This is a genomic window from Prevotella sp. P6B1 (assembly GCF_000702825.1).
Taxonomy (GTDB): Bacteria; Bacteroidota; Bacteroidia; order Bacteroidales; family Bacteroidaceae; genus Prevotella.
Map to the genome: position 1 here is coordinate 130,800 of NZ_JNKF01000016.1, position 12,111 is coordinate 142,910.

The following is a 12,111-nucleotide window of genomic DNA, read 5'->3' on the forward strand; positions in this document are numbered from 1 at the left end:
TTACTTTTTAATTATTACTTTATGTGTTGTTCCTTCTACGTGTTCTACAGCGAGAACATTGTAGCCCTGCTCCTTGGCGTTGCGGGGCACATTGTCGAGAGGTTCGCCCTCCGCAAGCAGCACTTCCAGGATGTCGCCCTCGTTGAGCTTTGACAGCTCAATCTTTGTCTTGACGAAGGTCATGGGGCAATGTTCCTTCGTGATGTCTAATACCTTTGTTGCCATATCCTTACCTTTAAATAAACAATGTTTGTCCGCCATCAGAGAGCTTCAAGAACGAAGCTACCCCAAGCACATCCTTCACCTCGGGGATGAAGTCCTCCTTCTTCAGACCGAGCACGTGCATTGCCATCTCGCAGGCATAGAGGTTGATGCCGAGCACCTTAGCTGCCTCAACCAGTTCCTCAAGCGTTGCCACGTTGTTCTTACGCATCAGGTAACGGAATATCTTCGGACCAGCGCCGAGGAAGTTGAAACGACTGGTGGGCGTCACTTTCAAGCCCCCCATCATAAAGCCGAACAGCTTGGTAAGCCAGTTGCCACCCGTAAACGAGCGCCCCTGTTTCTGTTTGATGGCATCGAGCCCCCAGAAGGTGAAGAAGATGTTCACTTCGTAACCCACTGCCGCTGCGCCTGTACCTAATGTGAATACTGCCGTCAGCTTATCGAAATCGCCACTGAAGGCGATGATGCTTAGTTTTCTTTGTTCTGCCATATTTCTTACTGATTGATTGCTTGTTGAATGTCTGTTAAGATATCTTCAGGCGCTTCAAGCCCTACTGAAAGACGGATGGTGGTCTGGCGCACATCCATCTGCTCTAACTGTCGGTCGGGGAACAAGCCGAAAATAGTAGATGCAGGATGGATGGCCAGCGTACGACTGTCGAAGAGGTTAGTAGCACGATGTACGAGTTTCAGATGATTGAGGAACTCAAAGCATGCCTCCTTCGATGCCAGATCGATGGTAAGCATAGCACCAGCCGTAGAACCGAATTGTAGTTGCGCCAGTTCGTGATAGGGATTATCCTCGAGTCCGACGTAGTTCACACGGGTAATTTCGGGAACATCTCTTAACGCCTCAGCCAGCCATTGTGCATTGGCAGCCTGACGCTGATAACGCACGTCGAGAGTCTCAAGTCCGAGCGTCTGTATATAGGCCGTCTGCGGCGTCATATACACACCAAGATTTATCAGCAAGTCGTACTTCACACGTTTATTGATATCCGGGAACGTACCATAGTCGATAATCAATCCGCCCAGCGACGTGCCACCTCCAGAGATATACTTCGTACTCGATACCACCTCCACGTCAACACCTAATGCCTTGAGGTTCGTCTCTGTAAAGGGAATCACAGTCGAGTCGGCAATAACGGGCACCCCTTTTCTGTGCGCAATCTCTGCAATCGCTTTCAGGTCGGCTACCTCCAACTGTGGATTCGTGACGATTTCCAAGAACACACAAGCCGTCTGATCGTCGATAGCCTTCTCAACAGCCTCCAGATCAGTAAGGTCGCGCAAACGGGGTTTGATACCTAAACGGAGCAATGAACCACTGATAAATGCTAATGTATTGCCAAACAAGTGGCGCGAGGTAACAACGTTTTTGCCCTGCGCTACAACTGCCAGCAATGCGGTGCTGACAGCTGCCATACCTGAATTGAACGCCGTTACGTGGGCGGCCTCAGTCAGCGCCTTCACACGCTGCTCAAACTGCGTCACCGTAGGGTTTGCAATTCTCGCATAGTCGGGAGCCTTGATACGATTGCAGAAGGCATCCGACATCTCCTGTGCATTATTAAACTCGAACGACACATTATTATATATGGGTACTGCCAATGCACCGTAGGCATCGGGTCGCACATAGGGGGTATGGATAGCAATTGTCTGTCTCTTCATTTTTTATTATCCCTTTGTTGGGTGCAAAGGTACGATGATTAGAATTATCCTCCAAAACTTACACAAAATGCGGAAGATATTCCTAATAATCGGACAATAACTTTATAATTATTCTAAAAACCCCTTGAAAAGGCAGGTGTTTTAGAATGATATTCTTTGTTTAGTGGTCTATGCCTGATTTAAAGACTGATGGAAATGGGATTCGTCCTCACCCTTCATGGGGTGAGGATGACAAGTTAGTGATACCATTAAGTTTTGTTTCTGCTACTTTCGGGGAGTGGCTCCTGTTTCAGCATCAACCTTCTTGGGAGCAGACTTTACTTCAGTGGCATCGTACTTGATTTTCTTGAATCCCTCGATGATATCGGCTACAGATGTCTTATCGGCATCGTATTCGATGGTAACGGTCTTGTTGTCAAGATCAGTCTTGATGCTCTTAATTCCCTTTTCAAAGCGGATGTTGTCCTTAATCTTCTTCTCACAACTGATGCAGTGCATCTGCGGATTGGTAGTCAGCACAACGGTCTTGATGTCTTTTGCCAGGCAAATGCTTGCGAATGCCATTGCGATGAATAATGCTTTTGTTCTCATAACGTTTTATATTTTAATCCAGTTCAATCTTATACCTATATAATATATAGCGCCATGCATAGGGCCCCATACCATCGTGGCATCGAAATCCTGCCCCCAGGGATTGCTGGCAGCAATGATAGGGTTCTGCTGTCGGCGACCGGTAATATTCTCGCCTCCCGCATAGATACTCCAGTGACGGAAGAAACGGGTAATCTGGGCGTTCAGTTGCTCATAGCCCTTATAACTGCTCTCCCAGGCAGGCTGGCCACCAGTAGTTGTGTAGGCATCAGGCATTCGTCCGCCGCCATTCAGCTGCAGAGTGGCATCAAACTGCCATTTGCCCAAGCCGGGCTTGTACTGGGCAGTGAAGAGGGCCTTGTAGCGATTGGTAAGCGGTTTTTCACGAAGCACACCACCATAGGTCGATTTCACATTGGTACGACGATAGGTAGCTGTCATTGTCAGGCTCTCGAGCAATGGGTAGGTAGCCTCCATCTGCCAGGTATGCGAGTAGCTATCGCCCACAAGATTGGTGAAGTGGATGGCATGAGGATTACTGTCCATATCCACCAACAACTGATGTTGGAAGGTGGTATAATAATACTCAGCATTTATTTCCAGCTTCCGCTCGCCTATAGGAATGTTGAGATTAGCGCTGAGACCATAGTTCCATGCCTCCTCCTGATCAAGATTGTCGTCGATAATAATCTGACGACTGCTGGCCAGCAGATTGTTATACTCCGCCATCACGTGATTGGTGCGATATCCCTTACCAATAGAGCCACGAAAGGTCAGAACATCATTAGGTGAATACTTCAGGTGCATGCGAGGTGTCAGGAAGCCACCATAGATGTTACTATGGTCCCATCGCAGGCCGCCCATCAGGGTAAAACGCTCGCCTACCTTATAGGTGTATTGAGCGTAAACTCCAGGGGTAGTCTCGTCAACATCGAAACGATCGTGGTTCAAGCTAACACCTGTAGAAAGACTATGATGTTCATCAAAATCCGTTTCAAACATCAGCGAGGCATATCCATTGCGCTGGTCTGTATGATATGTTTTTTGTCCATAGATGGCATTCTGATGGTGCAACGAACCAGATAGAATCAAGGCAATGTTCGAGCCGTGTTCCGGATCGAAGATAAAGGCATTTTTAGCGAAAGCCTCGTAACGCTCGTTAGTGATGTCGATAAGATAGGGATGCATAGCAGCCACATGATGCCCGATCTGCCCGCCCTCACGATGTTCCTTCAGCCCCTTTATAGCCGCTTGGAAAATATAGCCGTCGCTCAGATAAGCCCAGCGACTCATGAGCGAACCTTGTCGTACCTTTGGCATGTCCACAAAACCATCACCGTTTTCGTCGTGTGCCTTGTCGAGTATCTCGTAGTGCCCCAACAACGTCGTACTCCAGCGTTCTGACAGTTTGAGATTAGCCCCAAGGTTGGCTTCCAGTTTTCCCTTTGTATTATAAAACAGGTTTGCATCGGCAAAGGGCGAGGCCTGCGGTTTCTTGAACTCCACGTTAATCTGACCCGTTATCGACTCATAGCCGTTCTTTACCGATGAAGCCCCTTTCGACACCTGAATGCTCTGCATCCAAGGACCAGGAATATAGCCCAACGAATAAGGAGCCGCAGCGCCACGATAGTTGGGGATATTCTCCGTCAGCATCTGCACATAAGTGCCACTCAGTCCCAGCAACCTGATTTGCTGAGCGCCCGTTGCAGCATCGGCATAGTTCACATCCACCGATGGATTAGTAGTAAAACTCTCACCAAGGTTACAGCAAGCTGCCCGTAGCAAATCGCCACTACTGATAAAGTCGGTATTACTTAGCCCTTTGGTTTTGGCACGATGGCTATGAGCCGTCACACGCACTTCTTTCAGATGCTCACCTTCAAGCATCTGCAAGGAATCTGTATCCATGGGAGTCTGTGCGTAAACTCCCGAAATCGCCATTTGAATGACTATCAGTCCAGTATAGTATCGTCTTTTCTTCATTTCGGGCGCAAAGTTATGCATAAAAAATGAATTAATCGCGCATTATATCTTTATTAACTATTGATATACCACGTCTATGGTATATCGAATGCCGCATGGTAGGGATTGTGGGAACAAGGAAATCGCCGTACCTTTGCACCCAGAAATATTTATCAATTAAAAAGGAGAAAAGTTATGAAGACAATGAATCGAATGCGTAGCCGTTCTATGAACACCTGCATGACAAGCATGCGCGATTGCGACATGATGGCAATGACAATGAAAGGGAGTGTATATATAATAGGTATAAATCAAACAAAACATAAAGGATATGAAAAGATTGGTATTAGCATTAACATTGGTATTCAGCCTGGCATTGAACGCAGCCTGGGCTAAGGGTAACAGTTCCGAGTATTATTTCGGCAGTAACAACAACTTCGACAAATCGATACCCACACCTGAGGACTTCTTCGGTTTCCCCATTGGTTCGGAACTCGTAAGATACGATAAGGTAGTTGAGTATTTCCGCCTGCTTGACAAGCTATCAGACCGCGCACAACTGAAGGTCATCGGGCAATCACATGAAAAACGCGAATACGTCATTTTACACATTTCAACACCAGAGAACATCAAGAATCTGGAGAACATCCGTCAGAACCACGTTAAACTGGTAGACCCTAACTATGGCTATCCTGCCACATACGACGACCAGAAGGTCATTATCCAGTTGGGCTATAACGTGCATGGCGGCGAGTTGGCAGGCACCGATGCATCGGTACTGGCAGCCTACTACTTCGTAGCAACCCAGGATGCCGACATCGTGAAACGTCTGGGCGATGCCGTTATCCTGATTGAGCCGGCACTGAATCCCGACGGACGTGAGCGCGCGGCACAATACTTTAACTCATTCCACTCTATTCCTCCCGTCGACGACGCATTGGACATTGAGCACACCCAGAGTTTCACCCCACTTCGTGGTAACCATTTCTATGCCGACCTGAACCGCGACTGGTTCGCACTGGTACATCCTGAGAGCAGAGCACGTGCGGCCTACTACCATCAGTGGTATCCCAACATCTATGCCGACTATCACGAGATGGGCAAGAACAGCAGCTACTATTTCGAGCCATCGCCCGTACGCAGCACATGGAACTATACGATTCCTGAAAGTACCTATACAGAGCTGAACGTGATTCTGGCCGACTATTTCGGAGCCGAACTCGACAAGATCGGTTCACTTTATTTCACCAAGGAGAATTACGACAACATCTCGCCCATCTATGGTTCAACCTATCCTGACTTCCAAGGCGGTGTGGGCACCACACTCGAGGTAGGCAGCTCGCAAGGCGTACAGGTAGAGTCGGCACTCGGTCTGCACCGCTTTGCCAAGAATATCCGCGACAACGTACGCACCAGCATTGGTGCCCTGAAAGCAGGTACAGATAAGAAGAACGTATTCCTGCGCCACCAGCAGGAGTTCTTCAAGAGCGCCGTACAGAAAGGCGGAAAGGGCTTCATCGTATTTGGCGACCAGGAGAACAAAGGAGCCACCAACCTCTTCCTCGACAATCTGCTGCGCCACAAGATTGAGGTACACAAACTGGCAAAGGACTATACGCAGGGCAACAAGCAGTTCAAGGCTGGTAACGCCTATGTAATTCCTCTGGCACAGGCCCAATACCGATTGGTGAATGCTGCCTTCGAGGAGCACACAGAGTTTGTAGATAGTATCTTCATGGACATCACAGCCTGGAGTACAGCCCACGGCTATGGTTTCCCATTCGTTAAGAACGCTACCGGCGTGAGCCTCGGCGAGGTGGTAAAGGAAGTGCCAACTCCTGCAACAAACAGCTTCAGCAAATCACAGTTCGCCTACGTGATTGATTACGCTGACTTCTATGCGCCACGTGTGCTCTACGAACTGCTCAACAATGATGTTTATGTCAAGGCCGCCTTTAAGGCATTCACTGCCTCGACAGCAGAAGCCGGCGCCCAGCATTTCGCTACAGGAAGTCTGGTCATCCCCCTGGTGTATCAGACAATCCCTGCCGATAGTGTATATCACGTCATCCAGAAAGCAGTTGCCCAGACTGACGTGAAGGTCTATAGTGTATCAACCAGCGCCAGCAGCGAGGGTATCGATCTGGGTAGCGACAATATTCTGGAAGTGAAGAAGCCTGTAGTAGCCACATTTGTGAGCACTGGCGGCTACGGCGGCATCAACTGGACAGCCATCGGTGAGACATGGCAGCTCTTAGGCAATCATCACCATATTCCTCTGACAAAGATCTTTGCCGACAATGCCGACAGAGCACCGCTCGACCGTTACACAGCCATCATCCTGGTAGATGGTTCCTATCAGCAGTTCTCCAACAAGTTTGTTGAGCGTCTGAAGAACTGGGTGGCCAACGGTGGTGTACTCATCACATCGCAGCGTGCCTCACAGTGGGCCATCGAGAAAGGCATCACCACCCATTTCGCCTCTCATGACAAGAAGCTGGAGGAAGGCAAGAAGGACGAAAAACAAGACTACAAGCGCCTGGATTATGCTTCGCAGCGCGAGCAGAACGGTCCGAACCGAATCGGCGGCGTGCTCTATGCTGCCGACCTGGACATCACCAATCCGTTGGCATTCGGTATTCATAACCGTCAGCTTTACACCATGAAGTCGGGCAATTACATCCTGCCCCGTCCGCAGAGTCCCTATGCCTCACTGTTACAGCTGAAGGGTGACAAGCAGTTAGGCGGCTATCTGACAAAGCAGAACCAGAAACTGCTGAAAGATGCCACAGTGATTGCCTTCGACAATGTAGGAGCAGGAACCGTAGTACTGTTCAGCGAGTCGCCCACTTATCGCGGCTACTGGCTCAGCACCGGTCGTATACTGACCAATGCCCTCTTCTTCGGCAAGAACGTGTCGGGTGCATCGCGCTTTCGTCCATAATCAAAACCAGAAACAGTAAGTAGAAACAGAAAAAAACATCATCATATGAAAAGACTGATAATATATATTTGTTTTCTGATTGCAGCCCTCGATGTGGCAGCTCAGGAGGTGCTTCAGGGACGGGTACTCGATGCCCGTACCCAGGAGCCCATCATCGGAGCAGCCGTTCAGATCAGAGGAACACGCAACAACACCGTGAGCGACATCGATGGTCAGTTCTCACTCCAGATAGCAGGCAAGGAACCCTATACGCTCGACATTTCATACGTTGGCTATCTGTCGCAGGAGATTGAGGTTTACGACACCAGCGAGCCTGTTGACATCTTCCTGAGAGAGAATTCCAGACTGCTGAACGAAGTTGTCGTAGTAGGTTATGGTACAGCCAAGCTTCGCGACCTGACCGCCTCGATTACCTCTATCAACAAAGAATCGCTGAAAGGCGTAACTGGTAATAGTATCGACCAGATTCTGGAAGGACATGCCGCTGGTGTGATGATTTCCACCTCAGGCTCACAGGTAGGTTCTGCCCCAGTCATCAATATCCGAGGCGTAGCCTCCATCACCTCGAGCGTCACACCGCTCTACGTAGTTGACGGTGTGCCCATCAACTCGAGCAACATTGCCTCGAACACCGACTACAACCCTATCTCAGATATCAACCCAGCCGACATCAAATCGATTGATATCCTGAAGGATGCCGCCGCCAGCGCCATGTACGGTTCGAGAGCCGCAGCAGGTGTCGTACTGATCACCACAAACTCAGGAAGCGCTGGCAAATCAAAACTGACCTACGACTATAATATCGGCTTCAACTCGGCCACCAAACTGTTCAAGCCCATGGATGCCGTCCAGTACACTGACATCAAAAACCGAGGCTGGCTGAACAACGGCGGCGATCCCAACAACCTGCCCTATGCAACGATGACCGACAAGAACGGTAACATCGTCAGCACCAACTGGGTAGATCTGATATTCCGCACAGGTGTATCACAGAACCACAACCTGAACTTGCAGGGCGGAAACGACAAGGCCACCTACTATCTTTCGGGTAGCTACACCACACAGGAAGGTATCACCATTGATTCGAAATACGACCGTTTCTCGTTCAAAGGCAATGGTACCTATAAACTCAACAAATATGTAAAGGTAGGTTTCAACACCGGCTATACCTATAGTAAGATTCACACAGCCGATGACTCTCGCGGCGGTTCACTTAGCGCCATGGGGGGTCTCACACGTTTGGCTTATGTCGACCTGCCTAACGTACCTGCTCACAATGAGGACGGTTCGTTCTACGCCTCAGAACTGGCACCACGCAATCTTGGTAAGGGTAACAATGCCATCGAGGTATTCTACTATAATGCATTAGGACTGATTGAAGGTGGACAATATGGCGAGTCGAAGACTAACCGTATCCTTGCCAATGGCTATGTAGACATACAGCCTATTAAGGGACTCACCTTGAAATCGCTTTATGGTATCGACTGGACACTGATCCAGAACGAGTCGTTCGGAACCCCACTGCATGGCGGCAGCTATCCTAACGGCAGTAGCCGTACCGGCACCTCAAGCCTGAGAAGCTGGACCTGGACCAATACGGCCAACTATCAGTTCGACGTCAAGAAGCATCATTTCGACATCCTGCTTGGTATAGAGGCTTCTGAAAGTAATCGTCACGTCGTCACCCGCACAGGCACTACACTGAGTAATCCTGACCAGATGTACGTCGAGGCAGCCTACCTCACTTATGGCGGTTCAGGCAGTATTCTGGAGAGCAGTCTGTTCAGCTATATCAGCCGTTTCACCTACGACTGGAAGAATCGCTATTACCTGACAGCCAACTGGCGCCGCGATGGTCTTTCGAAACTGGGACGCAAATGGGGTAACTTCTACGGTGTCAGCGGTGCTTGGCGCATCTCCGACGAGTATTTCTTCCGTCCGTTGCGCCGTGTCATCGACGACCTGAAAGTGAAAGCCAGCTATGGTGTGGTAGGAAACGCCAATGTAGGCTGGTATGCCTCGAAGAGTGTCTACTCTGCATCGACCTATAATGGCGATGTATCCTATATCTCATCAGGCATCAACGACCCAAACTTAGGCTGGGAACAGACAGGAACCACCGATATCGGTATCAGTGCATCACTGCTGAAGGGAAGATTTAATGTGGATATCGACTATTTCTATGCCAAATCGAAGGACCTGATTCTGGATGCTTCACAGGCCTACTCCACTGGTATCGTGGGCGCCTCTGTATCTACCAACCTCGGCAAGACCCTCAACCAGGGAATAGAAATCAGCGTAAGTGGCGACCTGATCAGAAAGAAGGACTTTATCTGGACCAGCAGTTTCAACATCTCATTTGTTAAGAACAAGGTACTGGAGCTGGCCGACAATATCATCTCTGGTTCGAATATCACCACCGAAGGCTACTCAATGGCTCAGCTTTACACCTATCCTTCAGATGGCGTTGACCCACAAACCGGTCGCCGCATCGTGAAGATCAAGAAAGAAGATGGTACATACGATCGTGCTCTACTCATCTATAAATACGGTAAAGGCGGCGCTCAGCTCTATGAGTTTGATGGCGAGACTCCCTCGAAGTACACCATGAGCGACTGGAAGCCCGAAATCTCAGGCAACACCAAACCTACCTACTATGGTGGATGGAGCAATACATTCCGCTACAAGAACTGGGATGCCAAAGTAAACTTCCACTTCTCGGGTGGTAACAAGATTCTTAACTCTATGCGTGCCACACTTTCCGATGGACGCATGTGGAGCGGTACAGATGAGTACTATAACAATATCTGGCAGCAGCCTGGCGACAATGCCAAGTATGCCAAGGCTTCATACAACGACAACTACTCGAACGGTACAGCCAACCCCATCAGCGACCTGATTGAGAAAGGCGACTTTATCCGTCTGCAAAGCTTGTCTATCGGCTATCAGTTCGATACCAAGAAGTGGAGCAAAGAACTGGGCATCACCTCGGTCAGACTGTATGCCCAGGCACATAACCTCTTCTGCCTCACAGGCTATTCAGGTTTCGACCCAGAGATCAACTCGTATTACAATGATACGAACCTTCGCTCAGGAATCGATTCAAACACAACACCGTTGACTCGTACAATTACCTTCGGTGCTAATGTCACATTCTAAACCCAAAGAAGAACGATTATGAACAAAATATCCATCAAATCTATGTCCATAGCCCTTCTGTCAGCCTTTGTGCTGACAGCTTGCGGCGATGAATTCCTTGACAAGAATCCAAAACTCGATGTAACAGAGGCCGACATCTTTGCCTCAGAAAAGCTCATCGATGCCACCATGGCTGGCGTCTATACCCGATTCAAGACCAGCAACTTCGCTGGTGGAAACATTGCAGTGATATTCGATAACCGTGGCGATGACTTTGTGAATACAGGCAACAACACGTATGCCCATTCCGACACCTATAACATGACGGTAGGGCAAACCAGTATCATGAACCCGGGCTTCTTTCAGGCTGGCTATCTGGCCATCAATGCCGCCAACACTCTGAAAGAGAATCTCGAAAACAGAGATAACCTGCCAATATCTGAAGCCAAGCGCCAGCAGTATATAGCCAGCTGCTTATTCATACGCGACATCAGCTGGTACTATCTGGCACAGGTCTATTCGCTTCCCTATGCCTACGATCCCAATTCGAAGGCCATCCCTATCCATACCGAAGCCGTCACAGGGCCTGGTCATAACGAAGCGCCACTATGGACGATCTCAGAAGTATACGAGCAGATTATCAATGACCTGAATGCAAGTGCCATTGCAGCCTTACCAGCAGGAGGCGGTTCTTCGATTGATCCTACCATTCCCTCACAGGCTGCCGCCCACATGCTTCTACAGCGTATCTACATGGCCAAGGAAGAATGGCAGAAAGCCATTGACGAAGGTGAGAAGGTGACGGGCTTTACCTTGAGTAACAGCGTACGCGATATGTTTGATGCTCCTTATCATACTTCAGAGAACATCTACTCGCTGCCTTTCACCAACACCGAGCGTGGCGGCGGCAACCCAGCCAGCTATATCTCGAGCGGTGCCGGTTATATTGATACCCTCAACGTACGCACAGGTATCGTCACCATCCCTGCTTATCGTCTGGCTGCCGACAGTCGCACTTCGTTCATCAAGGTAGATCCTGCTAACGGACGCGAGACATGGTACGAAAAGTATGATGAGTACTCTACCCCATTGGAGTGGATTCATATCTTCCGCTATGCCGAAACCCTGCTCAACCTCTCTGAGAGCTATTTCAATATCGGCAACGAAGCGAAAGCCGCCGAGCTGCTTCATCAGGTGCGCAGCCGTTCCATCCCGACAGGCGATATCCTTGATGTCCAGTCACTCACAGGCGAAGAACTGCGACAGGCCATCTATCTCGAGCGCCGTGCAGAGTTTATCGGTGAAGGTATACGTGGCCTTGACATCAGCCGTCGCGCAGAAGACTTCATCCATCCTGCCGCCACCCGTACCAACGGCAAATGGGATACCGTTGTAGTAGCAACGCCCAGCAACCGCACAGCCTACTGCTGGTCACTTCCATCCTACGAAATACTGGTCAATACAGCTGCAAAATAAGCCCTTTTAGTGGGGCATTTGGCGAAATACCATACTTATGGTATGCCAAATGCCCCATCGTTGGGATTGCAGGGGTACTAAAATCGCCGTACCTTTGCACC

8 protein-coding genes are annotated in these 12,111 nt (G+C 49.4%); 3 read left to right on the forward strand and 5 right to left on the reverse strand.

Going from position 1 to position 12,111, the window contains the following annotated elements:
• From T495_RS0113725 to T495_RS0113745, 5 genes are all read right to left on the reverse strand, one after another.
• Positions 1 to 225, reverse strand: coding sequence for a sulfurtransferase TusA family protein (locus T495_RS0113725; protein WP_028902503.1), 225 nt, complete (start codon positions 223 to 225; stop codon positions 1 to 3).
• 10 nt (positions 226 to 235) lie between these two features.
• Entirely contained in the window at positions 236 to 715 is a 480-nt protein-coding gene (locus tag T495_RS0113730) for a DsrE/DsrF/DrsH-like family protein (protein WP_028902502.1), read from the reverse strand.
• Positions 716 to 720: 5 nt separating this feature from the next.
• Complete coding sequence (locus T495_RS0113735; RefSeq protein WP_033149090.1) at positions 721 to 1,896, reverse strand: PLP-dependent aspartate aminotransferase family protein; 1,176 nt, start codon at positions 1,894 to 1,896, stop codon at positions 721 to 723.
• Between the two features lie 264 nt (positions 1,897 to 2,160).
• The gene (locus T495_RS0113740) at positions 2,161 to 2,487 is read right to left on the reverse strand and encodes a heavy-metal-associated domain-containing protein (protein WP_028902500.1); all 327 of its coding nucleotides are present in this window, start codon (positions 2,485 to 2,487) and stop codon (positions 2,161 to 2,163) included.
• Positions 2,488 to 2,493: 6 nt separating this feature from the next.
• Positions 2,494 to 4,431: a TonB-dependent siderophore receptor gene (locus T495_RS0113745; protein ID WP_231495120.1), complete on the reverse strand. Its 1,938-nt coding sequence runs from the start codon at positions 4,429 to 4,431 to the stop codon at positions 2,494 to 2,496.
• 352 nt (positions 4,432 to 4,783) lie between these two features.
• Here T495_RS0113745 and T495_RS0113750 point away from each other — a divergent pair, with 352 nt between their 5' ends.
• From T495_RS0113750 to T495_RS0113760, 3 genes are read left to right on the forward strand one after another with little or no spacing between them, the layout of a single operon-like run.
• The gene (locus tag T495_RS0113750) at positions 4,784 to 7,396 is read left to right on the forward strand and encodes a M14 family zinc carboxypeptidase (protein WP_081832142.1); all 2,613 of its coding nucleotides are present in this window, start codon (positions 4,784 to 4,786) and stop codon (positions 7,394 to 7,396) included.
• A 45-nt stretch (positions 7,397 to 7,441) separates the two neighbouring features.
• On the forward strand, positions 7,442 to 10,555 hold the full coding sequence (locus tag T495_RS0113755) for a TonB-dependent receptor (protein WP_081832143.1): 3,114 nt from the start codon (positions 7,442 to 7,444) through the stop codon (positions 10,553 to 10,555).
• An 18-nt stretch (positions 10,556 to 10,573) separates the two neighbouring features.
• Positions 10,574 to 12,010: a RagB/SusD family nutrient uptake outer membrane protein gene (locus T495_RS0113760; RefSeq protein WP_081832144.1), complete on the forward strand. Its 1,437-nt coding sequence runs from the start codon at positions 10,574 to 10,576 to the stop codon at positions 12,008 to 12,010.
• Positions 12,011 to 12,111 lie beyond the last annotated feature (101 nt).

Bases quoted from the DNA above. Each gene is read 5' to 3' on its own strand.
- T495_RS0113725 (WP_028902503.1), bottom strand. From the start codon at position 225: ATGGCAACAAAGGTATTAGACATCACGAAGGAACATTGCCCCATGACC.
- T495_RS0113730 (WP_028902502.1), bottom strand. From the start codon at position 715: ATGGCAGAACAAAGAAAACTAAGCATCATCGCCTTCAGTGGCGATTTC.
- T495_RS0113735 (WP_033149090.1), bottom strand. From the start codon at position 1,896: ATGAAGAGACAGACAATTGCTATCCATACCCCCTATGTGCGACCCGAT.
- T495_RS0113740 (WP_028902500.1), bottom strand. From the start codon at position 2,487: ATGAGAACAAAAGCATTATTCATCGCAATGGCATTCGCAAGCATTTGC.
- T495_RS0113745 (WP_231495120.1), bottom strand. From the start codon at position 4,431: ATGGCGATTTCGGGAGTTTACGCACAGACTCCCATGGATACAGATTCC.
- T495_RS0113750 (WP_081832142.1), top strand. From the start codon at position 4,784: ATGAAAAGATTGGTATTAGCATTAACATTGGTATTCAGCCTGGCATTG.
- T495_RS0113755 (WP_081832143.1), top strand. From the start codon at position 7,442: ATGAAAAGACTGATAATATATATTTGTTTTCTGATTGCAGCCCTCGAT.
- T495_RS0113760 (WP_081832144.1), top strand. From the start codon at position 10,574: ATGAACAAAATATCCATCAAATCTATGTCCATAGCCCTTCTGTCAGCC.